This window comes from Streptomyces sp. WMMB 714 (assembly GCF_900090125.1).
Taxonomy (GTDB): Bacteria; Actinomycetota; Actinomycetes; order Streptomycetales; family Streptomycetaceae; genus Streptomyces; species Streptomyces daqingensis.
Window position 1 is genome coordinate 40,797 of the sequence record NZ_FMHJ01000020.1, and the last position, 22,927, is coordinate 63,723.

Annotated in this window: 19 protein-coding genes and 2 pseudogenes; 11 read left to right on the forward strand and 10 right to left on the reverse strand. The window is 74.2% G+C overall.

Going from position 1 to position 22,927, the window contains the following annotated elements:
- Positions 1-108 precede the first annotated feature (108 nt).
- Positions 109-381 (forward strand): hypothetical protein, encoded by a 273-nt coding sequence (locus H181DRAFT_RS29595; protein WP_368073306.1) that lies wholly within the window; start codon positions 109-111, stop codon positions 379-381.
- On the opposite strand, the gene H181DRAFT_RS27275 is transcribed toward H181DRAFT_RS29595, so the two are convergent.
- Entirely contained in the window at positions 341-1,765 is a 1,425-nt protein-coding gene (locus H181DRAFT_RS27275) for an NCS2 family permease (RefSeq protein WP_074468069.1), read from the reverse strand. The genes H181DRAFT_RS29595 and H181DRAFT_RS27275 overlap by 41 nt on opposite strands.
- A 239-nt stretch (positions 1,766-2,004) precedes the next feature.
- Between H181DRAFT_RS27275 and H181DRAFT_RS27280 the strand changes: the two genes are divergently transcribed.
- From H181DRAFT_RS27280 to H181DRAFT_RS27290, 4 genes and pseudogenes are all read left to right on the forward strand, one after another.
- A complete protein-coding gene (locus tag H181DRAFT_RS27280) occupies positions 2,005-2,298 on the forward strand; it encodes a hypothetical protein (protein WP_045867113.1) in 294 nt (97 codons plus the stop codon).
- Positions 2,299-2,422: 124 nt separating this feature from the next.
- Positions 2,423-2,642, forward strand: a pseudogene (locus H181DRAFT_RS30095) (antibiotic biosynthesis monooxygenase); the annotation flags it as partial.
- 257 nt (positions 2,643-2,899) lie between these two features.
- Complete coding sequence (locus tag H181DRAFT_RS27285) at positions 2,900-3,226, forward strand: ANTAR domain-containing protein (RefSeq protein ID WP_052708772.1); 327 nt, start codon at positions 2,900-2,902, stop codon at positions 3,224-3,226.
- 79 nt (positions 3,227-3,305) lie between these two features.
- Complete coding sequence (locus H181DRAFT_RS27290; RefSeq protein WP_078896013.1) at positions 3,306-5,837, forward strand: HAD-IC family P-type ATPase; 2,532 nt, start codon at positions 3,306-3,308, stop codon at positions 5,835-5,837.
- Positions 5,838-5,933: 96 nt separating this feature from the next.
- On the opposite strand, the gene H181DRAFT_RS27295 is transcribed toward H181DRAFT_RS27290, so the two are convergent.
- The 4 genes and pseudogenes from H181DRAFT_RS27295 to H181DRAFT_RS27310 form a co-directional block, all read right to left on the reverse strand.
- Positions 5,934-6,866: a phosphotransferase enzyme family protein gene (locus H181DRAFT_RS27295; protein ID WP_045867114.1), complete on the reverse strand. Its 933-nt coding sequence runs from the start codon at positions 6,864-6,866 to the stop codon at positions 5,934-5,936.
- A 96-nt stretch (positions 6,867-6,962) separates the two neighbouring features.
- The gene (locus H181DRAFT_RS27300) at positions 6,963-7,580 is read right to left on the reverse strand and encodes a dihydrofolate reductase family protein (RefSeq protein ID WP_045867115.1); all 618 of its coding nucleotides are present in this window, start codon (positions 7,578-7,580) and stop codon (positions 6,963-6,965) included.
- 86 nt (positions 7,581-7,666) lie between these two features.
- Positions 7,667-10,930, reverse strand: coding sequence for a sacsin N-terminal ATP-binding-like domain-containing protein (locus H181DRAFT_RS27305; protein ID WP_045867116.1), 3,264 nt, complete (start codon positions 10,928-10,930; stop codon positions 7,667-7,669).
- Between the two features lie 72 nt (positions 10,931-11,002).
- A pseudogene (locus H181DRAFT_RS27310) lies at positions 11,003-11,881 on the reverse strand (DUF3027 domain-containing protein); the annotation flags it as partial.
- Between the two features lie 292 nt (positions 11,882-12,173).
- Between H181DRAFT_RS27310 and H181DRAFT_RS27315 the strand changes: the two are divergent.
- The 4 genes from H181DRAFT_RS27315 (at position 12,174) to H181DRAFT_RS27330 (ending at position 15,746) form a co-directional block, all read left to right on the forward strand.
- Positions 12,174-13,532 carry an MFS transporter gene (locus tag H181DRAFT_RS27315; protein ID WP_254666987.1) on the forward strand — a complete coding sequence of 453 codons (1,359 nt, stop codon included), beginning with the start codon at positions 12,174-12,176 and terminating at the stop codon, positions 13,530-13,532.
- A gap of 51 nt (positions 13,533-13,583) precedes the next feature.
- On the forward strand, positions 13,584-14,075 hold the full coding sequence (locus H181DRAFT_RS27320; protein ID WP_045867118.1) for a hypothetical protein: 492 nt from the start codon (positions 13,584-13,586) through the stop codon (positions 14,073-14,075).
- Positions 14,076-14,139: 64 nt separating this feature from the next.
- A complete protein-coding gene (locus H181DRAFT_RS27325) occupies positions 14,140-14,862 on the forward strand; it encodes a futalosine hydrolase (RefSeq protein ID WP_045867119.1) in 723 nt (240 codons plus the stop codon).
- A complete protein-coding gene (locus H181DRAFT_RS27330) occupies positions 14,859-15,746 on the forward strand; it encodes a 1,4-dihydroxy-6-naphtoate synthase (protein ID WP_045867120.1) in 888 nt (295 codons plus the stop codon). Before H181DRAFT_RS27325 ends, H181DRAFT_RS27330 begins: the two co-directional genes overlap by 4 nt.
- 18 nt (positions 15,747-15,764) lie before the next feature.
- On the opposite strand, the gene H181DRAFT_RS30195 is transcribed toward H181DRAFT_RS27330, so the two are convergent.
- Positions 15,765-16,148 (reverse strand): cold-shock protein, encoded by a 384-nt coding sequence (locus tag H181DRAFT_RS30195; protein WP_045867121.1) that lies wholly within the window; start codon positions 16,146-16,148, stop codon positions 15,765-15,767.
- Between the two features lie 239 nt (positions 16,149-16,387).
- Between H181DRAFT_RS30195 and H181DRAFT_RS27340 the strand changes: the two genes are divergently transcribed.
- On the forward strand, positions 16,388-16,642 hold the full coding sequence (locus tag H181DRAFT_RS27340) for a hypothetical protein (RefSeq protein ID WP_074468070.1): 255 nt from the start codon (positions 16,388-16,390) through the stop codon (positions 16,640-16,642).
- 49 nt (positions 16,643-16,691) lie between these two features.
- Here H181DRAFT_RS27340 and H181DRAFT_RS27345 read toward each other — a convergent pair whose 3' ends face one another.
- The 3 genes from H181DRAFT_RS27345 to H181DRAFT_RS27355 are packed head-to-tail and all read right to left on the reverse strand — an operon-like array spanning position 16,692 to position 19,492.
- Positions 16,692-17,354 carry an HAD family hydrolase gene (locus tag H181DRAFT_RS27345; protein WP_045867145.1) on the reverse strand — a complete coding sequence of 221 codons (663 nt, stop codon included), beginning with the start codon at positions 17,352-17,354 and terminating at the stop codon, positions 16,692-16,694.
- A 58-nt stretch (positions 17,355-17,412) separates the two neighbouring features.
- On the reverse strand, positions 17,413-18,339 hold the full coding sequence (locus tag H181DRAFT_RS27350) for a carbon-nitrogen hydrolase family protein (RefSeq protein WP_074468071.1): 927 nt from the start codon (positions 18,337-18,339) through the stop codon (positions 17,413-17,415).
- A gap of 4 nt (positions 18,340-18,343) precedes the next feature.
- Entirely contained in the window at positions 18,344-19,492 is a 1,149-nt protein-coding gene (locus H181DRAFT_RS27355) for a hypothetical protein (RefSeq protein ID WP_045867123.1), read from the reverse strand.
- A gap of 296 nt (positions 19,493-19,788) precedes the next feature.
- Here H181DRAFT_RS27355 and H181DRAFT_RS27360 point away from each other — a divergent pair, with 296 nt between their 5' ends.
- Positions 19,789-22,362 (forward strand): helicase-associated domain-containing protein, encoded by a 2,574-nt coding sequence (locus H181DRAFT_RS27360; protein WP_045867147.1) that lies wholly within the window; start codon positions 19,789-19,791, stop codon positions 22,360-22,362.
- Between the two features lie 22 nt (positions 22,363-22,384).
- Here H181DRAFT_RS27360 and H181DRAFT_RS27365 read toward each other — a convergent pair whose 3' ends face one another.
- A complete protein-coding gene (locus H181DRAFT_RS27365) occupies positions 22,385-22,894 on the reverse strand; it encodes a hypothetical protein (protein ID WP_045867148.1) in 510 nt (169 codons plus the stop codon).
- Positions 22,895-22,927: the final 33 nt, after the last annotated feature.

Here is a 22,927-nt window from a genome sequence, read left to right on the forward strand (position 1 = left end):
ACGCCTTGTCTCTCGAATCACACATACGAGTGAGTTCGCACGGAAATCTGACGTGTCACCCCCGCCCGTACCGGGACCGTTGAGCGCATGACCTCGATGACCTCGAAGGTGCTCAGCCTGCGGATGGACAGCGAGCTGTTCGACAGGCTGCACGACCACGCCGCCAAACGCGGCATGAGCGTCCAGGACTACGTGGTCCGCACGCTCGTGCGCGACGACTTCGACGAGCGCTTCAAGGCGTCCCTGGAGAGGACGGAGCGCTTCTACGGCTCCTCCGGGCGTACGGAGGCGGCGGACCCGGCCGTCACCGACCGCCGCGGGAGCACGGACCCGCCGGGCCTCAGCGCACGCCCAGGGCCTGCTCGATGGGGTCGAGCATGAAGTAGACGAGGAAGCAGAACCCCACGGCGTTCAGCAGCCACGGCACCTCGCGGAACCGTCCGGTCACGGCCTTCAGCAGGACGAAGGAGAGGATGCCCAGGCCGATGCCGTTGGTGATGCTGTAGGTGAAGGGCATCGACACCATGGTCAGGAACGCGGGCACGGCGACGGTGGGATCGCCCCACTCGATCGACGCCACGTTCGAGGCCATGATGAGGAAGCCGACGACGACGAGCGCGGGCGTCGCCGCCTGGGACGGAACGATGGTCGCGAGCGGGGTGAGGACGAGCGCGAGCAGGAAGAGGCCGCCGGTCACGAGGTTGGCGAGCCCCGTGCGCGCGCCCTCTCCTACGCCGGCGGTGGACTCGACGAAGCAGGTGTTCGCCGAGCACGAGCCGAGGCCGCCGCCCGCGACACCCACCCCGTCCACCATCAGGATGCGGCCCATGCCGGGCAGTTGGCCGTTCTCGTCGGTCAGCCGGGACTCCTCGCCGACGCCGATGATGGTGCCCATCGCGTCGAAGAAGCCCGAGAGCAGCACGGTGAAGACGAACAGGCAGCCCGTCAGCACACCGACCTCCCCGAAGCCGCCGAAGAGGCTGACCTGCCCGACCAGGCCGAAATCGGGGGTGCTGACGAGCGAGTCCGGCACCCTCGGCACGGCCAGCCCCCACGCCTCGCCGGGGATCTCCGCCAGGGCGTTGACGACGATCGCGACGACGGTCATGGTCACGATGCCGATCAGGATCGCGCCCCGCACCTTCCGCACGACGAGCACGAACATCAGGGCCACGCCCAGCACGAAGACGAGGACCGGCCAGCCCTTCAGCTGACCGCCCTGCCCGAGCCCGAGCGGCACCGTCGTGTTCGCGGCGTCGGGGTTGCGGGTGACGAACCCGGAGTCGACGAGGCCGATCAGCGCGATGAAGAGGCCGATGCCGATGGCGATGGAGCGGCGCATGCCCGCCGGGATGGCGTCCATCACGCGCTGCCGCAGCCCTGATGCGACGAGGATCATCAGCACCAGCCCCGCCAGGACCACCATGCCCATGGCGTCGGGCCAGCTCATCTTCGGTGCGAGCTGGAGCGCCACGACGGCGTTGATGCCGAGTCCGGCGGCCAGCGCGATCGGGACGTTCCCGATGAGGCCCATCAGCACGGTCGTCAGCCCTGCGACGAGCGCCGTCGCCGTGACGAGCTGCGCGTTGTCGAGCTTGTGGCCGAACTTGTCCTCCGCCGAGGCGAGGATGATCGGGTTCAGCACGATGATGTATGCCATCGCGAAGAAGGTGGCCAGGCCACCCCGCACCTCCCGCCCCACGGTGGAACCCCGCCGGGAGATCTGGAAGAAGCGGTCTACGGGGGTGGCGTCCAGAGAGGGCATGAGTGACCTCGGTTGTTGCGTGGCGACGGACTGCGGCGCTGCAGGCCCTGAGGGGGGAAGCGAACCGGATCACACCGGAAAGCCAAGCGGAATCAATCAATCCGATTTGCGGTCAGTATGAGCAAACGGAGTCGCCGAACGCCATCTCCGCGCGTAGAGGCACTGCCTGCCACCGCTCTGCGGCGCCTGGTTAGGCTGTGCGGGACATTCGAGCCGACGAGCGCGAGGGAGCTGCGGCGATGGGTCTCATGGACCGGTGGACCGACGGCGAGCGCGAAGCTCCCGAACCGCTGGAGGGCCCCGTCACGGGCACCGTCCTCGTCGGCACCGGACTGTGGTTCCTCCTCTTCCTCGGCCAGCTCCCCTTCTACGACTGGTACGCGCGCCACGGCCACGAGTGGTTCATCTGGACCTGCGCCGCCGGCGCCGGCCTCGGCCTGCTCGGCTGGTGGTACGTACGGGCCCGGGAGCGGAGCATCCGGCGCGAACGGGAGCAGGAGAGCAGCGGGCCGCAGCAGCCGTCCGGAGACTGAGCGGCCTCCCCCGGCCGGCGTTTCCCGAGAGCGTTGACTTCAACATCCGTTGCGGTGTGAGCATCCCGCCATGACCGCTGCCGCAGAACGCACCGCCACCGCAGTGCCCGATCCGCCACGGAGACGCACGCCGGGCTGCGTCGCGATCGTCGACGTGGAGTTCGACGGGCCCGACGGCCCGGCCCCGACCGCCAACACCCCTGGGTCGACACGGTGTTCGAGGCCATGGAGGGGGATCCCGCGCCGCATCCGGGGCCCGTCTCGGCGCACTTCCACGTCGGCACGGACGGGACCCGGTCCTCAACCACGCCGAGTGGGAGGGCGCGGGGGCCCACGCGGAAGCGGCCCGCGAGGTGGGCGGCGACTCCGCCGCACTGCCTCCAAGGTGGCGGCGCGTCCTGGACGACCCCGACGTCAGCAGGCGCTCGATCGACCGCTTCCACCTCGCCCTCGGCCTCGTCCCCCGCTGAGCCGCCCCCGCCCCCGCCTCGGTTCCGACCACCGGAAGTGGCTGAGTATGATCCCTTCATCGGGCATATGCCCATACACCCGCTGGGACAGAGGTGCACCACCGGGCACCCTGAGTGGAATCGGGGCAAGCATGGGCGACGCCGGGAGTCCGCATGCCGAACTGGAGCAGCTGCGCCGCGCGATGGAGACGCGCTCGGTGATCGACCAGGCCCACGGGGTCCTGATGGCCGCGTACCGCTGCACACCGCCCACCGCCTGGGAGCTCCTGGTCACCGTCTCGCAGCACACGAACGTCAAGCTGCACAAGGTGGCCTCGGCGCTGGTGATGAGCACTCAGGGGGAGCCCCTGCCGGAGCCGCTGAGTTCCGCGTTGCGCAACGCGCTGCGGAGCGCGGCCCTGCCGCCCCCGAAAGCGGCTCCCCGGCGCGACGCGTCTCCTCGGGACGGCGCCCCGTAGGCACGCGTGGCCCGCTCACCACCGTCAACGCGCCCGGCGAAACGGGACAAGGGTCATGAAGCGCCCGTAACGTCGGGGCATGACACAGCGGGAAGAGGGGCGGTCCGCGCCCCGACCGGCGCGTGGACTCAGTACCGCGGAGGTTGGGGAACGGATCTCGCGCGGCGAGGTCAACGACGTTCCGGTGCGCAGCAGCCGCTCCGCGGCGAGCATCGTCAGAGCCAACGTCCTCACCCGCTTCAACGCCGTCATCGGCGTGCTCTTCCTGCTCATCCTCGTCGTCGGCCCCGTCCAGGACAGCCTGTTCGGCTTCGTGATCCTGGCCAACACACTCATCGGCATCGTCCAGGAGCTCCGGGCCAAGAGGACGCTGGACTCGCTCGCCGTCATCGGGGAGGCCCGGCCCAAGGTCAGACGGGACGGTGCGACGCGCGACCTGCACACCCACGAGATCGTGCTCGGCGACCTCATCGAACTCGGGCCGGGCGACAAGTGCGTCGTGGACGGCGAGGTCACCGAGTCCGACACCCTGGAGATCGACGAGTCCCTGCTCACGGGCGAGGCCGATCCCGTCCTCAAGCGCCCCGGCGACCGGGTCATGTCCGGCAGCTTCGTCGTCGCCGGAAGCGGCGCCTTCACCGCGACGCGGGTCGGGCGCGACGCCTACGCCGCGCAGCTCGCGGAGGAGGCGTCCCGCTTCACGCTCGTCCACTCCGAGCTGCGGAGCGGTATCAACGACCTGCTGAAGTACATCACTTGGATGATCGTTCCGACGGGGACCGGACTGGTGCTGAGCCAGCTCCTGCTCCGCCACCACGACATCGACGACGCCATCCGCCGCATGGTCGGAGGCATCGCCCCGATGGTGCCGGAAGGGCTCGTGCTGCTGACCTCCATCGCGTTCGCCATCGGCGTCGTCCGGCTGGGGCGGCGGCAGTGCCTCGTCCAGGAGCTTCCGGCCATCGAGGGCCTCGCCAGGGTGGACGTCGTCTGCCTCGACAAGACGGGCACGCTGACGGAGGGGGGCATGGACGTCACCGGCGTGCGGGCCCTCCAGGACGGCAAGGCCGGCGGGTCGCCCGGCACCGCGTATCTGCAGCGCGTGCTGGCCGCGCTGGGCTCGGCCGATCCGCGTCCGAACGCCAGCATGCGCGCCATCGTCGACGCGTACTCCCCGGACGGGTCCGGCCCCCGGGACTCCGCAAGTTCCCCGGACGGGTCCGGCTCCCCTGGCAGCAGCTCCGCGGGATGGCGAACGGAGCAGTCCCTGCCGTTCTCCTCCGCACGCAAGTACAGCGGCGCGACCTTCGTCGAGCCGGACGGCACCCGCCGAAGCTGGCTGCTGGGCGCGCCCGACGTCCTCCTCCCGCCGGACCATCCCGTTCTCGGGGAGGTCGACCGGCTCAGCCGCGAGGGGCTTCGCGTGCTCCTGCTGGCCTCCGCGGACGGCATCCCGGACCGGGCGGGCAGTGCCGGTGACGAGGCCTTCCGGCGGACCGAGCCGGCCGCCCTGGTGACGCTCGAACAGCGGCTGCGGCCCGAAGCGGCGGACACACTGCACTACTTCGCCGAGCAGGACGTGGCCGCGAAGGTCCTCTCGGGCGACAACGCCGTCTCGGTCGGAGCAGTGGCCGCCAAGCTGCGGCTGCCCGGCGCGCAGCACCCCGTGGACTCCCGCCGGCTTCCGGGCGACGCAGAGGGCATGGTGCGCGAGCTGGAGAAGGGCACGGTCTTCGGGCGGGTGTCGCCCCGTCAGAAGCAGGACATGGTGGCCGCCCTCCAGGCCCACGGCCACCACGTGGCGATGACCGGCGACGGGGTCAACGACGTCCTGGCCCTGAAGGACGCGGACATCGGGGTCGCCATGGGCACGGGCTCCGAGGCGACGCGGGCCGTCGCCCAGATCGTGCTGCTCGACAACAGCTTCGCGACGCTCCCGTCCGTCGTGGCCGAGGGCAGGCGCGTCATCGGCAACATCGAGCGGGTCGCGTACCTGTTCCTGACCAAGACCGTCTACTCGGTGCTGCTGGCGGCGCTGGTGATCCTGTGGCAGGTCCCGTACCCCTTCCTGCCGCGCCATCTGACCCTGCTCTCGTCGCTGACGATCGGCATCCCCGCCTTCTTCCTCGCCCTCGCCCCCAACCGCGAGCGGGCCCGGCCGCACTTCGTACGCCGGGTCATGCGGTACTCGGTGCCGGCCGGGCTGATCGCGGGGACGGCCACGTTCGCGACGTATCTGCTGGCCCGTCACCACTACACGGGCAAGGGCTCGCTCGCCGCCGAGACGAGCGTGGCGACGCTGACGCTCTTCCTGATCGCCATGTGGGTGCTGGCGATCGTGGCCCGGCCCTACTCGTGGTGGCGCGTCCTGCTGGTGCTGACGATGGGGCTGTGCTTCCTGGCCGTACTGGTGACGCCGTGGCTGCAGCACTTCTTCGCCCTGAAGCTCGTCGGGACGGTCATGCCCTGGACGGGAGTGGTTGTCGCCGCAGTGGCAGCCGTGTCCCTGGAGGCGGTCTGGCGGTGGGTGAGGCACCCGCGGCACGGCGAACGCGACAGCGCGGCGGCGAAGGCCCTGCGCAGGCGCCGCAGCCGGAGCCGGACGCGCTGAGCCGCGGCTCGCTCGGCCAGTGCGCCGCGGCTCCCTCGGCCGGTACAGCTGGAACGCCGCCGGCCGGCCACACGAACCGGCCGCCACGCCCGCACGCTAGAACGCGTGCCAGCGCACCGTCGCGTCGTCCTCCCGGAGTGACGCCACCCGGCGGTCGAACTCCCGTCGCGCGGCGGGGTTCCCGGGCGCGTGCTGCGCCACCCACGCGCAGCTGGCCGTCTCCCGGGCGCTCTTGAGGACCGTGCAGCCTGGCCATTCGCGGACGTCCCAGCCGTAGCCGCGGACGAAGCGGTCGTACTCCCGTACCGGCAGTCCGTACCGGTCCAGGCTGAGGACGAGGACGGTCAGGTCGTGCTCGCGCATGTCGTCGCAGAACGTCTCCAGGTCCAGCAGCAGCGGTCCGCCGGGGCCGACGTGGACGTTGCGGGGCAGGGCGTCGCCGTGGACGGGGCCCGGCGGCAGCACGGGCGTGAGGCGGGCGACGGCGGCCTCGTACTCGTCGCGCCTCGTCCGCAGCCAGGCCGCGTCCTCGGCCGGGACCGCCTCGCCCGCCAGCCGGAGCCACCGCTCCACGCCGGAGAGCAGGTCCCGGCGCGGCAGGGGGAACGGCGGGGCGGGCAGGGCGTGGACGAGGCGCAGCAGCTCCGCCAGGTCCGCGGGCGTGGCTGCCCGTACGGGGCCGGGCAGGCGCCGCCAGTAGGTCAGGGGGTGCCCGTCGACGACGGTGACACCGGGGCGGGCCGCCCGTACGGCAGGCACTCCTCGTTCCTCCAGCCAGGCGGCGACGCGCAGTTCGCGTGCGGCCCGCTCGTGCTGCCACGGGCCCCGCCCGACGCGCACGACGGCGGGCTCCCCGGTCTCCCGCGCCGCGCGCAGCGCGAAGACGGCGTTCTCACCGAGCGCGAGGAGCTCCGCCCCGCCGGTTCCGGCCCGCTCCCCCGCCGCTGCGAGCAGCGCGCGGGCCCGTCCCTCGGTGAAGGGCGGGCCCGGCTCGCGTTCCGCTTCCCCCGGCGGCTCCTCGGTACCCATGCGCCCGACGGTAGCCGCGGCGGCACGCGGACGGGCCGCCGGCCGCCGGCCGCCGGGCCCAGCGGTAGGGCAGGCGCCTCGCGGAGCCGGTACGGCTCATTCCAGCTCGAAGGACCCGTACTCCGGGCGGCCCGACCACCTGTAGGTGTGGATGGCGACCCCGGTTCCCGTGGTGCGGCTGCCGGTGAGTTCCAGAGCGGTGGGAAGCCCACCCTCCGCGAACAGGCGCCTGCCCGTGCCGAGAACGACCGGGAAGGTCAGCAGCCGGATCTCGTCGACGAGGTCGTGGTCCATCAGGGACCGTGCGAGCTGTCCGCTGCCGTGGATCTGCAGCTCCCCCGCCGTTTCCTTCTTCAGAGCGGCGACCTGCCGCGGCACGTCCTCGCCGAGCACGGTCGTGTTGTGCCACTCCGCGTCGGTGAGGGTCGTCGAGGCGACGTACTTGGGCTGGTTGTTGAGGCTGGTGGCGATGGGGTCGTCCGGGTCCGTCACGCTCGGCCAGTGCCCGGCGAAGATCTCGTACGTGCGGCGCCCGAGGACGAACGCCTCCGCGGCGGCGATCGTCTCGCTCATGAAGGAGACCATCTCCGCGTCGGCGTACGGCACGAGCCAGCCGCCCTGGTCGAATCCGCCGCTGGTGTCCTCGCCGGGCCCGCCGGGCGCCTGCATGACCCCGTCCAATGACAGGAACGTCGTGAGGGAAAGTGAAGTCATGCCCGGAATGACCTGCGGGCGGCCCGGAACTCATCGCTGCCGGGCGCCCGCCCGGACATGCGCCGGGCCCCTCCCCCGCAGGCCGCTCAGCCGAACCAGCGGGCGCGCTCCAGTTCGGACACGCGCCCCGGGTCCTCCAGCAGGGCGGCCACCTCGAAGCGGCGCGCCCAGTGGCCGGCGGACCAGGCGAGCCCGGCGGCCACGCCTTCCAGCGTCGCCGCGTGGAGCACGCCGTCGGGTGTCAGGCGCCAGTCCACGTCGACGCCGTCGGCCACGAGTTCGTCGTGCTCGCGGTACGTCAGCGGCGCGTCCGGCAGCAGGATGCGCACGGCGTCGGGCACCGCGCGTTCCGTGCCCTCCCCGGAGGCCGCCTCGTCGACGGTGCCGGGGACGGCCTCGCCGAGGCGGCGCACGTCCAGCACCGCCGCGAGCCCCGCGGCTCCGGCGGGCGGTACGGGAAGCAGCATCCGGCCTCCGGCGAGCGGGACCAGGTCGGGGGCGTCGGCGATGAGCGCCTCCTCCCTCGGCACGACCTCGACGTCGCCGGTGGCCGCCGCCACGGCGCGCAGCTCGTCCGGGAGTGTCACCTCGTCCGGATCGAGCCCGGCCAGCAGCCCGTACAGACCGTGCAGTTGGGCGTGGCCGACCTCCACGTCCGGTTCGGCGAGCCGCCCGAGGAGCTCCGCCGCGCCGCCCGGCTCCTCCAGCAGCGCCGCCGCCGACGTGCGGATGCCGAGTGCGCGCAGCACCTGCGCGTCGGAGAAGCCGGAGGCGTCCGCCTCCTCGTAGAGCCCGTCCAGCAGCGGGTCGCCGCCCGCCGCGCGCAGTCCGGCGGGGCGCCGGCCGTCCAGCACCGGGTGTCCGCGCAGCCACCACGCCGTGTACGGGCGCACGGTCTCGGTGACGCCGTCGGGCAGCAGGACGCGCACGGGTGCGGTGAGCGCGTCGCGCAGCGGCGGCTCGGCGAGCATGGCAAGCACCGCGGGCCAGCAGTCGTCGTCGACGAGGTCCAGGTCGCGTACGGCCACGAGTTCGGACGCCACGGGCGGGACCGCCGCCCCGCTCTCGGGGAGCTGGTCCAGGACGTCCTCGCACCAGACGTCGACCGCGTCGAGCAGCCCCACGTCGTCGGGTTCCGCGAAGTCGGCCTCGCGGGGCTCCATCTCGTCGGGGTCGAGCACCACGTCGGTGGCCCGCACCAGCGCGAAAGCGGCCTGCACGCCGACGGCGGTCAGCGGCTGCTCGCCCCAGCGCTCGCACAACTCCGCGTCGCACGCGAGGAGTTCGCCTTCGCGGATGACGCTCTCGAAAGGGCTCCCGGGGTAGACGAGTTCGCTCGCGGGCGCGAGTTCGCCGTCCTCGTCGGGGAGCGCCAGCGCGCCCAGCCACGGCTCGTCCCCGGGCGCGAGGCCCGCGTCGCGTACGAGTCCGAGCACGGCCTCCGCCAGCTCCTCGGCGTCCAGGGGGCCCTGGCCGTCCTCACCGAGTCCGTCGTCCCAGGCGTCCCCGTCGTCGAGCGACGCGGCGACGGCCGCGCGCACCTGCGGCGTCGTCAGCACGGCCCGGGGCGTGGCCCCCGTCGCGCCGAGCTTCTCCAGCAGGGGGTGGGAGGCGTCGGGGTGCGCCACCTTCAGTCCCAGGCGGGCCAGTTGCCGCGCGCGTTCCTGCTCCAGGGCGGAGTCCGGCAGGGGAAGCAGCACCTGGCGCGGGCCGACGGCCGTACGCGGCCCCGTCCGGCCCTGGCCGCCTGCACCTCCGGCCAGCGGTACGGGCAGCCCCGTCAGGCGGTCGGGGTCGACCCCGGCGAGCGAGTCGTACAGGCGCCACCACCAGTCCGGCGCCCGCTCGACACCCGCGAGGCGGTCGATGACCTCGCCGAGCGGCACCCGCGCCACGTCCAGCGCCCGAAGCTCCGTCCGCCGCTCCAGCCCCGCCGGCAGCAGGCCGGGGAACAGCTCCGCCAGGACGCCGACCGTACGGGCGCCCGCGCCCTCGGCGATCTCGGCCTCGCGGGGCCGCAGCACGACGGGCGTGCCGTCGTCGCCGGTCGCGGCGCCGGAGAGGAAGGGGACGTCGGGGAGCCGGTCGAGCAGCAGGCGGCGCAGCTCGCCGTCGAGTTCGCCCTTCCCCAGCGGTCCGGGCACGAGGTCGACGAGGCCGGGCGACACGGGCCGCCAGTCGCGCAGCAGCCGCACGTACACGTCGGCGGCGCGCTCCAGCAGGAAGTCCGTCAGCGGTCCCCGCGCGACGTGCCGCCGCGTCGGGTCCAGCGGGAAGCCCGCGATGAGCAGCGCGGGAAGGCCCAGCGGTTCGTCGGTCGGCGTCGGCGCGTGGACGTACGCCGCGGTCGGGGGCCGCACCGGGCGCCCGTCCTCCTCGGGGACGGCCCACGTCACCGACCATCCGGGACGCAGGCGCTCCTCGACGGGACGGTCCGCGAGCAGCTCCGGGGCGGCGCTCCCGCTCGCGCGCGCCACCCGCCAGCGCCGGACGGTGCCCGTTCCGTCGCCCGTCTCGCAGCGGATCTCCACGGCTCCGGAGCCGCCGGACTCCGGAGCCACGACGTCCGGAAGGCCGCCGGCAGCGGTTCCCGGGTCCGCGCCCTCCGTGCCCGTGCCGAGGTCGTGGCGCGTGAAGGTCCGGGCGCCCTGTCCGGGGAGCTCGACCACGACCTCCGCGAGGCCCGGCAGCGTCAGCAGCAGCGCGTCGTCCACGGCGTCGAGCAGACGCTCCGCCAGCTCCTCCGCGGCGGTGTCCCGTACGGGCAGCACGACGGCCGTCTCGTAGCCCTCGGGTGCCGTGCCCTCGGCGGGCGACGGCAGCCGCAGCAGCGGGACGTGACCGTCGCGGCGGCGCAACTCCTCGCCCAGGGCGGGTACTTCGGCCGCCGCTTCGAGCACCGCATCCCGCGCCTCCGCGAGCGACCACCGCACACCGCCGGTGCGTCCGAGGACCGCGGGCTCGTCGGTGACGGCGAGGACCGCGGAGAAGCCGACACCGAACCGGCCGACCGCCTCCCCGTCCCGCTCCTCGCGCTTGGCCGAGGCGCGCAGCGTCGACAGCGACTCCACGCCCGTCGCGTCCAGCGGGGCACCGCTGTTGGCGACGGCGAGCACGCCGTCGCGGAGGGTGAGCCGCAGCCGTCCCGGTACTCCCGCGCGGGCGGCGGCGTCGGCGGCGTTCTGCGCGAGTTCGACGACGAGCCGGTCGCGGTACCCGCCGAGGGCCAGCTCCTGCTCGGCGTTGGCGTCCTCCCGGAAACGCGCCGGGGACGCCGTCCAGGCGTCGAGCACGCTCCGCCTCAGCCGTGCCGTGCCGAACACGTCCGCGTGTGCGCCGCCTTGAACCATCGCCGTCTCCTTCGTCGTCCCGCCACCCCCGCCCGGCCGCCCGCGGCCCGGGACCTACGACAGCTCGTCAGCCCGCGTCTCGTCGATGACGGGCGGCGGAGGCTGCGGTGTCTTCGGCATGACCGCCGCCTCGGAGTGCCCGCCGCAGCCGTAGGCGAGCGAGACCACGCGCCCGTCGGCCGGGCTGTACTCGTTCGCGCAGACGCCGAACGCCTGCCGCAGCGACCCCACGAGAGGCATGAGGAAACCGCAGGTCACGCAGTTCGCGGGAGCGGACTGCGCCATGGGCGTGTCCGGTCCGTACTCCTCCTCCCAGCGCTCCGCGGCGGACAGCAGCCCGTACCGGGAGAGGATGCGCGGCCGGGCCATGCCCAGCTCTTCGGCCACCGCCGCGATCGTGCCGCGCTCCGGAGGGGAGGCCACGGCGTCGACGTCCCGGGGCGAGCCGGGCCGCAGATCGACGTCCTCCTCCTCGACGAGGTCTTCGAGGCCGGGGGCCGGCGTCGAGGCTGCCCCGTCCGCCCGCGGGAGGTCCGCCGTCTCGTCGCCGGCGTACCCCGGTTCGAGGCGGATGTCCTCCGCCTCGGTGGGCAGCAGATCGCCGGGGCCCAGATCACCGGGGCGCAGCCTCTCGCTCCAGGGGACCCACTCGGGCGCGAGGAGGGCGTCGGGGCCGGGAAGCAGAACGGTTTCGTCCAGTGTGACCGACTTCGCCCGTGATGCGCGGGTCACCGTCGCCGCCCAGCGCCACCCCCTGTAGCCGGGCACGAGGCATTCGAAGAGGTGGGTGACGACGCGGTCCCCGTCGGCGACGACGTCCACGTGTTCGCCGAGCTCGCCTGGTGCGGCGACCGCCTCGACGGCTTCGCGTGCCAGATCGACGGCTTCGGCGCACAGCCGGTCGGGCACGGAGGAGCGGCGGGTACGGCCGCTTCGCGTCGCGGCACTCATGCAGCACTCACAAGAATCGTCTCTCCTACGCCATAGCGCCGTTGTCGGCGTGCTCTCCCGTACGGCGGCCGTGGAAGGGACGTGCGGAATGCGGACGGAGCGGGACCGGGGAGCCGCTGCGACGTCCGCGCCCCGCTCGGGGCCGTGCGGAGCGCACCGCCGACCACGCTACCCCACACAATCGGCGGAACTCGTCGAGGGATTCCCCCGGAGGCCCCGTACGGCGTGGACTCTCCGCATCGCACGCGGCCCGTGGGGCAAACTGAAGCTCGTGGCTGCCGAGCCCCGACGCCTGCGTCAGAAGCTTCGCGGAGCCGCGCGTGCCGTGCGACGGCCACCCGCGGCGGTGGCCAGGCGCCTGCGGCGCGTCACGCACGCGCACGGGGCGGGCGAGTCCGGGCTGGGGAAGCTCATCGAACTGCACGCGGTCAACTCCGCGGGCGACATGCTGATCACGGTCGCGCTCGCCTCCACCATCTTCTTCTCCGTACCCACCGGCGAGGCACGCGGCAGGGTCGCGCTCTACCTCCTCGTCACGATGGCCCCCTTCGCGCTCCTCGCCCCCGTCGTCGGCCCGCTCCTGGACAAGGTGCCGCACGGGCGGCGTGCTGCCATGGCCGCGTCGATGCTCGCGCGGGCGCTGCTGGCCCTGGCGATGGCCGGGGCGGTGGAGACCGGGGATCTGGAGCTCTACCCGGCGGCCCTGGCGGTGCTCGTGTCGTCGAAGGCGTACGGGGTGGTGCGCTCGGCCGTCGTGCCGCGCCTGCTGCCGCGGGCCTTCTCGCTGGTGAAGGCGAACTCCCGGGTGACCCTCGCGGGGCTCGTGGCCACCGGGGCCGCGGCGCCGCTGGGAGCGGGACTGCACCAGATCGGATCGCACTGGCCCCTCTACGGGGCGTGCGCCGTCTTCGCCCTCGGCGCCTTCCTGTCGTTCACCCTGCCCGGCAAGGTCGACTCCGCGAAGGGCGAGCGGAAGGCGCAGCTCGCACCGGGAGTCGTCTCGCTGCGCAAGGCGCCGCGCGACGAGCCTCGCGACGGCGCCCGTGAGCGGCGGCCCGGGCTGCGCACCGTCGGCGCCCCGGTCCGCAGCGCCCTCGTCGCCAACTCCGCCCTGCGCGGACTCTCGGGCTTCCTCACCTTCTTCCTCGCCTTCCTCCTCCGCGACCAGCCGCTCAGCGGACTGTCGGGCGCGGTCTCGCTGGGCGTCGTGGCGGTGGCGGCGGGCGGCGGCAACGCGCTGGGGACGGCCATAGGCTCATGGCTCAAGGCCCGCGCCCCGGAACTGATCATCGCCTGCGTCCTCTCCCTGGCGCTGACCGCGACCGTCGCCGCGTCCGTGCTCTACGGCACGGTCACGCTCGTCGCCGTCGCCACCACGGCGGGGATCACCCAGGCCCTCGGCAAGCTCTCCCTCGACGCGCTCATCCAGCGGGACATGCCGGAGGAGGTGCGCACGTCCGCCTTCGCACGCTCGGAGACGCTGATGCAGATGTCGTGGGTCGTGGGCGGCGGGCTGGGCATCTCGCTGCCGCTGATCGGCACGCTCGGCATGTGCGTGGGCGCCCTGCTCGTGGCCTCCGGTGTGGCGCTGTCCGTGCGGAACCTGCTGCGGTCGGCCCGGCACGGCTCCCCGCACCCGCGCATCGCCTGACCGGGCACCCGCCCGCCGGACGGCCCGGGACTGCCCGGTAGCCTGCCGCACATGAGCTACGCGATCTCCCGGCGGGTCCTCCGCTCCCGGGTCACTGCCGTCGGGGCCGCCGCCCTCGGCCTGTTCGCCCTGTCGGCGTGCGAGAAGCCGACTCCGCTGGTGACCGCGACCGTGAACAGCGAATCCGTCACCACCGAGGCCGCCTGCTACGACGACGGCAAGACGCTGCCGACCGGCGAGGCCAAGAAGTGCCTGGGCGAGAAGGCCGGCACGACGGTCCGGGTCGGCGCGGGCGACAAACTCCGCCTCGGCGTCGAGCCGGACACCGCCGAGACCGGCTGGCTCCTCGTGGTCGACGGCCGTCCCGCCGTGCCGGACCCGATCCACAAGACGTACTACACCTTCAACGGCGACGCCTTCTTCCAGCAGCAGTCCGCGGGCGGCGGCGGCAAGGCGAAGAAGACGGCCCAGGTGAGCGTCGTCCAGACGGAAGGCAAGGACTTCAAGAGCGTCTGGCACCTCGACCTGAAGAAGTCCGGCTGACGGGCGGGGTGACCCGGCCGTGCCCCCGTCGCCGTCCCCGTCTCCCGGCGCACCCTCCCGCGCGGTGCGCGTCCTGATCGTGACCGCCGTCCCGGCCGAACGCGACGCGGTCGCCTCCGGCCTCGGCGGTGCGGAGCCCGTGCCGCTGCCGTCCGGGCAGACCGGATACGCCCTGCACCGCGCGCACGCCCGTCACGGCGAAGCCCCGCTCGTCGCCGACGTGCTCGCCGCCGGAGTGGGCCCGGCCGCCGCGGCCGCGGGCACCGCCACGGCGCTCACCGCCGCCTCGGCGGCGGGCGAGCCGTACGACGCCGTCGTCTCGGCCGGTATCGCCGGAGGGTTCGGGCAGCCGCCGGGCGGCACCGTCGTCGCCACGTCGATCGTCGCCGCCGACCTCGGGGCCGCCACACCGGCAGGCTTCGCCTCCGTCACGGAACTCGGCTTCGGCACGGTGGAGCACCGGCCGCCCGAGCAGCTCGTACGCGCGGCGGCCGAGGCGGCGGGGGCAGCGGCCGGCGCCGTCCTCACCGTCTCCACCGTGACCGGGTCGGCCGAGCGCGCCGAGGAGCTGACCGCCCGCCACCCGGACGCGGCGGCCGAGGCGATGGAGGGCTTCGGCGTCGCGGAGGCCGCCGCGGCCCACGGCGTGACGGTGCTCGAACTGCGCACCGTCTCCAACCCCTGCGGGCCCCGCGACCGGGACTCGTGGCGCATCGACGAGGCGCTGACGGCCCTCGGGGGCGGCTGCGCCGCGCTGCTGCCCGTGCTGCGAGCATGGAAGGCATGAGCGCGCACACCCACGTCCCCGGCCGGCGGGCGCCGGACCGCACGGTGAGCATCGCCTACTCGCCGTGCCCCAACGACACCTTCGTCTTCGACGCCTGGGCGCACGGCCGCGTGCCGGGCGCCCCGCCGCTGGACGTGACGTTCGCCGACATCGACGTCACCAACGGCATGGCGCAGCGCGGCGAACTCGACGTCCTGAAGATCTCCTACGGCGTGCTGCCCTGGGTCCTGGACGAGTACGCGCTGCTGCCCTGCGGCGGTGCGCTCGGCCGCGGCTGCGGCCCACTCGTCCTCACGCGCGGTGAGACGGACGCCGCCGCGCTGCACGGCGGGACCGTCGCCGTGCCGAGCGAGCGCTCCACCGCGTACCTCCTGTTCCGGCTGTGGGCCGCGGAGGAGGTGCCGGGGGACGTCGGCGAGGTCGTCGTGCTGCCGTTCCACGAGATCATGCCCGCGGTGCGCGACGGCAGGGTCGACGCCGGGCTCGTCATCCACGAAGCACGCTTCACGTACCAGCGGTACGGGCTGCACAAGCTGGCCGACATGGGCGAGCACTGGGAGAACACGACGCGTCTGCCGATCCCGCTGGGCGCGATCGTGGCGCGGCGGTCCCTGGGCACGGAGACGCTGCTGTCCCTGGCCGAGGCCGCACGCGCCTCCGTGCGGATGGCGTGGGAGGACCCGGAGGCGTCGCGCCCCTACGTCCTCGAGCACGCGCAGGAGATGGACCCGGCCGTCGCCGACCAGCACATCGGCCTCTACGTCAACGAGTTCACCGCCGACCTCGGCGACGACGGCATCGCGGCGGTACGCGGACTGCTCACCCGTGCCGCGGCGGAGGGGCTCGTGCCGCCCCTCACCGACGACGCGCTGCGCTTCCCCTGAGGGAGAGCGGCCCGGGGCTCAGACGTCGAGCTGGTCCGCGACGGCCCGCAGCATTCCGGCGATCTTGCGTCCGTGCTGCTTGTCGGGGTAGCGGCCGCGTTCGAGGGAGTGCGAGACGCCGTCCAGGAGCGTGGTGAGGTCCTGGACGATGGAGGCCAGTTCGTCGGGCTTGCGCCGCTGCGCCGCCGCGACCGAGGGAGCCGGGTCCAGCACGCTCACGGAGAGGGCCTGGTCGCCGCGTTGCCCGGCGACGACACCGAACTCGACCTTCTGGCCCGGCTTCAGCGCGTCCACCCCGCTGGGCAACACGGAGGAATGCACGAAGACATCGCCGCCGTCGTCGCGGGAGAGGAAGCCGAAGCCCTTCTCGCTGTTGAACCACTTGACCTTGCCGGTAGGCACGTCGTCCTCGTCCTCGTACTGCCGGGCAGCCTCGGCTGCGTCCTGAAAGCTGGTGATCGGTGAGTGCTTGCGATCTCGTCCTGAACCGGACTCCGAAGAGCAGCGAGCGGGCCGAATGACCCGCTCACCGCCAAGGCTAGCCCCCCGGCGCCCGGAGACCGGGGGTACCACCGGGCCGCCGGCCCGGGGGATCCGCCGAGTGTTCCTCCGTACAGTTCCCACCGATCTACCCTGGCCGTGTGAACACTGAAACGTCCGGCGCCGGTGATCTTCTCGTGCGGATCGGCGGCGTGATTTTCCTCGTCGGCGCACTCGCCACACTCGTCACGGTCGCCCCGCTCTTCCTCGGGACGGAGCCGTTCCCCGCCCCCGCCTACTTCGTCTGCATGCTGATGGGCGTGGGCTTCGCCGTGGCCGCGGGCGGGGTCGTCCGCTCCGCCGCCGCCCAGCGGCGCGAGGCGCGCTCGGCCGCGCGGAACGCCCCGGTGCGCTGAGCCGCCCGCCGGGCCCCGCTCGCTGCCGCGGCTCCGCCCCGCCGCCCGGTCACGCCGTCCGGGAGCGGCGGAAGGAGTCCAGCCACTCGGGGAAGGCCTTGAGTCCGTCCTCCAGCACGACGTCCGCGCCGGCCGCCCGCAGTTCTTCCGCGCCGCACGGCCCGGTGGGCACGGCGACGGAGACGACGCCGGCGGTCCGGGCACCCCGTACGTCGCCGGTGTGGTCGCCGACGTAGGCGCTCGCGCCGTGCTCCTTCAGCGCCTCGGCCTTCGCCTCGGCCCACAACCAGCCCACCACGGCGTCCGGTTCGATGCCGAGATGCTCCAGGTGCAGCTTCGCGTTCGGCTCGTGCTTGGCGGTGACCACGACGGCCCGGCCGCCCGCCTCGCGGACAGCCGCCACGGCCTCGCGGGCGCCCGGCATGGCCAGTGCCGGCTCGATGCCGTGCCGCCGGTACAGCGCGCGGTAGAGCTCGCCGGCCTCCGCGATCCGCTCGTCGGGGAACCAGTGGGCCAGCTCCTGCTCCAGGGGCGGTCCGAGACGGGTGACGGCCAGCTCGGCGTCGATGTACGTGCCCGTCGCGGCGGAGAGTTCCTCGTAGGTCGTGCGGATGCCGGGCCGGGAGTCGATCAGCGTCATGTCGAGGTCGAAGCCGACGGTGGGGCCGTCGCCGGCGCCCTGGCGGTGCGGGGGCGGTGCCTGTGGTGCCATGCCGCGCATTCTGCCCTGCGCGCCGGAAGCCACCGCCGGCCGCCCCGTCGCCGCCGCGCTACAGCTCCGTCCGCCGCGCGGAACGCGGATCGTCCACCACCGTGCCGCTGTGCAGCACCCCGGACGCCGCCCGGTCGCGCCACGCCGCGGTGGAGTCGTACAGCTCCTCCTCCGTGTCGACGGCGGAGAGCAGCACCCCGGCACGGTTCCGGCGCAGGCGGCCGGTGGTCATGCCGTCGGCGCGCACGAAGAAGGCGCCCCAGCAGCTCTCGCGGGCCGAGGTGTTGGGGCAGCTGATCCACATGTGGTTGGCGGCGGCCTCGGCGGTCATCATGGCCCGCTGCGTGACGGTGGCATGGCTGAACACCCCTCCGCGGTTGAGACGTTCCACGTCCTCGCCCAGCTCGGCGCGGATCGCGGCGGCCCGCCGCGGCGTGCAGTTCCCGGCGTGGAACGAGTGGAGCACCAGCCGCACGCCGTGGCGCCCGAGGTCCCTGTAGAGCTCCGGGTAGCGGTAGTCGTGGCAGATCAGCGCGCCGCAGCGCACTCCCCCGACGGTGAAGACGCACGTGTGGTCGCCGGGCGTGTAGTGCGCCAGGTCGCCCGTGCTGCCGGTGGCGTCGCCGGCGCAGAAGCGCTTGTCGTAGCGGTCGGCGATGGCACCCGAATCGTCGATCACGTAAAGGCAGTTGTGCGGTCTGCGCTCCCCCGTCAGAGGGTGGGCCGAGCCCACGACGGTCCACAGGCCCAGCTCACCCGCCAGTTCCATGACACGGCGCGTGACCGACCGCAGCAGCTCCCAGTCGAAGCCCCGGTGGCTCGCGAAGTCGGTGCCCGCGTAGCCCGGCAGGCAGGCCTCCGGGAAGTGCGCGAGGTCCGCTCCCCGCTGCTTCGCCGTGCGCATCTGGCGCATGACGTAGCGGCCGTTGCGCGCGATGTCCGCGCTCACCGGGAACTGGCATGTCGCCACGGTCAGCCGGGCCACGGGCTCACCCCCTGGGCCTCCGGGCCCGCCACGCCAGGAAGAGCGCGCTGGCGACGGCCGCGATCTTCAGCAGCACCGGCCAGGCGCCGACGAGCGCCTGCCCCAGCGCGTCCCCGCCCTGCGGGATCCGCTCGCCCCAGCGGCCGTCGATACGGCCCCACACCCACACCACCGCGCCGCCCGCGACGAGCGCGGGCATCCCCGCCGCGGCCCACTTGGCCTCCATGCGGCTCAGCCTCGGCGACCACCACGCCGCCAGCCACCCCACGGCCAGCGGGATCAGCGACCCCGCCACGGCACCCGCCACCAGCAGCAGCGCCGCCGTCCACTCGACGATCCCGCCGGCGCGCGGGCCGCCCTGCCCACCCGGCGCCGCCCGTCCCCGCCACAGGCCGCGCAGCCGGCCGGCGGCGCCCGCCGCCGCGGCCGCGCCGCCGCCCGCGTCCTTGACCATGTCGACGGGGATGCCGGGCTCGCGCCCGCCGGGCACCGCCGCCCCGGCGCCGTCCTTGCCCCGGCCGCCCTCTTCGCCGGGCCCCGGCGGGGGCTTCAGCAGTTCCGGTATCTCGATGCCGCCGACGAAGCCGGGCACGGGCTTGCCGAAGGTGCGTCCGCCGCCGTCGCCGTACGGGCTGGGGTCGATCCGCCACCAGTCCGGGTTCGACTCCTCGGGCCCCAGCTCGTCGATCCCCGCGAGATGCGGTGCGGAGGCGCCCCTGGCGGCCGTGACCGGGGGCACGGCGGGCGCGGACGGCTCGTCCGGGAGGCCGCGCCGCGACGTGCCCCGCTTCCACAGCGACACCTTCGGCTCGTCGGAACCGGTGCCGCCGCCCGTGCCTGCGCCCCCGCCGTACCGGTCGCCGCCATACCGGTCGCTGCCCGAGGAGCCGCCGCCGGACGTGCCGCCGCGCGGCGCGGGCACGGAACCGCCCGCTCCCGTGACGACGTCCTCGGGCCGCCCCAGCCGCGAGAGGATCTTCCGCACGGCGGCCTTGCTCTCCGCCCCGCCCTGCTCGGCCCGCATCCGGTCGATCTCGCCGCGCAGCCCGTTCACCAGCCGTGCGCGCTCGGCGGCCGTCATCGACGTACTGTGCGCCAGATCGCCGATCCGGCTCAGGTAGTCGAACACGAGCTGATCGCTCTCGATCCCCACCAAATCCCCAACGGATGCTCGCTCTTGGCGCCTGCCCTGCCACTCGCCAGGCTCGGACACGACGGTACCGCGCCCGGCGGCCTCCGGCGCGGGCGCGACCGCGCCCGGGCCGTACCGCTGGGGTGCGTCGTTTGGATCTTCGTGGATCAGCGAGCGGCGCCCGGTGCGTCCAGATGGCAGGCGGAGGATCGTCCTCGTACTGGGCGTACTCGGGCGACTCCGACAACGCAGCAGATGGGCGTGCTGGGCGTCGCGAGCCCGCGAAGATCCAAACGACGTGCCCTAACGTGGTGTGGATGAGCCCCGAGCAGAACGGCGGCACGGCCGCTCCCCGTACGCTCGCCGACGACCTGCGCGCCCGCGACGACAGCGCGCTCGCAGAGCTGCTGCGCATCCGCCCGGACCTGCTCTCCCCGGTGCCCAACGACCTCACGCAGCTGGCCACCCGCGCCGGAACCCGGGCCTCCGTCGTACGGGCCGTCGAACGGCTGGACCGCTTCGCGCTGCAGACCGCGGAGGCCGTCGCCGTCGCACCCGACCCCTGCCCGTACGAGACGCTTCTGGGCCTCCTGCGCGGCGACCCCGACCGCGTGGAAGGGCCCGGTGATCCCGCACGGCACGTGGCGGGCGAGCTGCCGCGCGCGCTGCGCACCCTGCGGGCGCAGGCCCTGCTGTGGGGCGGCGACGACCGCCTCCGCCTCGTGAGGACGGCGCGCGAACTGCTGACGCCCAGCCCGTCCGCGCCCTCGCCCACCGGCCTGGGCCCGACCCTCGCCGAAGCCACGTCGGGCATGTCGCCGGGACGGCTGCAGGACATCCTCGCCAACGCGGGACTGGGCCCCACCCACGACCCGGTAAGCGCCCTGGCCGCGCTGACGGACCTCTTCACCGACCGTGCCCGCATGGCGGGGCTCCTGGACGAGGCGCCGCCCGAGTCGCTGCTCATGCTCGACAAGCTGCGCTGGGGCCCGCCCTACGGCTCCGTCCACGCGGACCGCCCGTCGCCGCCGGTGACCTGGCTCCTCGACCGCGCCCTCCTCGTGCGCTCCTCGGCCCGCACGGTCGTGCTCCCCCGCGAGGTCGCGCTGCACCTGCGCGCGGGCCGGGCGCACCGCGACGTCGAGCCGGTGCCGCCTCCGCTGATGCCGCGCCGCGAGCACCCCCCGGAGACGGTCGACGCCACGGCGGCCGGCCAGGTCCTCTCCGCCCTGGGCACCCTGGAGGACCTGCTGGCCGACTGGGAGTCGGACCCGCCCTCCGTGCTGCGCTCCGGCGGTCTCGGCGTACGCGACCTCAAGCGCACCGCCGTCGTCCTCGACGTGCCCGAGCCCGTCGCGGCCTTCTGGATCGAACTCGCCTACGCGGCGGGCCTCCTGGCCCCGGACGGCGAGGCCGACGAGGTCTACGCCCCCACTCCCGCGTACGACGACTGGCTGCGCCGGCCGACGCACGAACGGTGGGCGCACATCGTCGTCCGCTGGCTCACCGGCACCCGCGTGCCCGCCCTCGTGGGAGCGCGGGACGCGAAGGGCCGCGCGCTGGCCGCGCTCGGCCAGGGCCTCGACCGCGGGCTGACCGCGGACGTGCGGCGCCGCACCCTGACGCTGCTCACCACCCTCGCGCCCGGCGCCGTGCCCGCGCAGCACTCGGTGCTCGCGCGGCTCCGGTGGGAGCACCCGCTGCGCGGGGGCTCGGCGCCGCCGCCGGGCACGGAGACGCCCCCGCCGGCAGGGGCCTCCGAGGAGCCGGTACCGGCCGATATGCGCACACAACTGGCCGAATCGGTTCTGCACGAGGCGGAGTTGCTCGGTCTGACGGGGCGCGGCGCACTCGCCTCGTACGCCCGCGTCCTGCTCTCCACGGAAGCCGGCGCCGGTGCCCGCACCGCCTCGGAGGTGGCGGCCCTGGAGGCCACGGCCTCGGAGGCCGCCGCCCTGCTGGCGCCCCTGCTGCCGGAGCCGCTGGACCACATCCTGCTCCAGGCCGACCTGACCGCGGTCGCACCCGGCCCGCTGGAGCGCCCCCTCGCGGCGATGCTCAACGTCCTCGCCGACGTCGAGTCCAAGGGCGGCGCCACCGTCTACCGGTTCACCCCCGGCTCCGTCCGCCGCGCACTCGACGCGGGACGGACGGCCTCGGACGTGCACGCCTTCCTCGCCGCCCATTCCCGCACGCCCGTGCCGCAGCCGCTGAGCTACCTCGTCGACGACGTCGCGCGCAGACACGGCAGGCTCCGCGTCGGCGCCGCCTCCTCGTACGTGCGCTGCGACGACGAGGCGCTGCTGAACGAGATCATGGCGGACAAGCGGTCCGCGGCGCTGCGTCCGCGGCAGCTCGCCCCGACCGTCCTCGCCTCGCCCCTGCCGCCCGACCAACTCCTGGCGAAACTGCGGGAGATGGGCTACGCCCCGGCCGCCGAGTCCGCCGAGGGGGACGTGATGATCGCGCGCGCCGACGTGCGCCGCACACCTCCGCGCTCGGCACCGGACCCCGTTCCCGACGGCCCCCCGGTACCCGACACCGCGCTGCTCACCGCCGCCGTACGGGCGATCCGCGCCGGGGACCACGCGGCCACGGCCGAGCACAAGCCGCGGCAGCCGTCCGGACGCGCCCCGCGCCCGCGCTCGCAGGGAGGCGAACCGCCCCGCACGACCTCGGCGGACACGATCGCCACGATGCAGTCGGCCGTGCTCTCCGGCGACGCGGTGTGGATCGGCTACGTCAACGCGGACGGGGCCGCGAGCCAGCGGGTGATCGCGCCGGTGCGCGTCGAGGGCGGCTTCGTCACCGCCTACGACCACACCGCCGACGAGGTGCGCACGTACCCGCTGCACCGCATCACGGGCGCGGCCGAACTGGCCGACAACTGACGGCCGGCGGGCCCGCCCCTGTTCAGCCCGCGGCCGTCGCGGTCTGCCGGGACGCCCCCGCGGGCCACACCACGTCGACGGCGAGGCCGGCGCCGCGCGCCCCGCTGACGATGTCGGCCATCGTCCCCGCCTTCTCCAGCGCGTTCGGCTGGCCGTCCCAGATCGCCACCAGCCGGTCGGCGCGCTCCAGCAGGACCGCGTTGGCGGCCTCGTACGCCTCGCGGCTCGCCGTCTCGAACGGGAGCACCAGCACTTCGTCCGCGGCGGCGGTGAGGCGGTCGTAGGTCTCCGCGTGGTCGGACTTCACGGTCGCCGTCCGGTAGTCCCTGCTGGGCAGCACCGCCACGAGCCGGCCGCCCGCCGCGAGCACGGACTCGGCGAACAGCGAGTCGGCGCCCGGCGCCACGCAGGACAGTCCCACGAGTCCCGACGGCTCGAACATGCGCAGCAGCCGCTCCAGTTCCGCACGTACCAGCGGCACCGTCTCCTCGGACAGCTCCATGTGCCCGGTTACCGCAACTTTCGTCGCCATCCCGGTGCTCTCCTTCGTCAGTTCTCTCCGGCG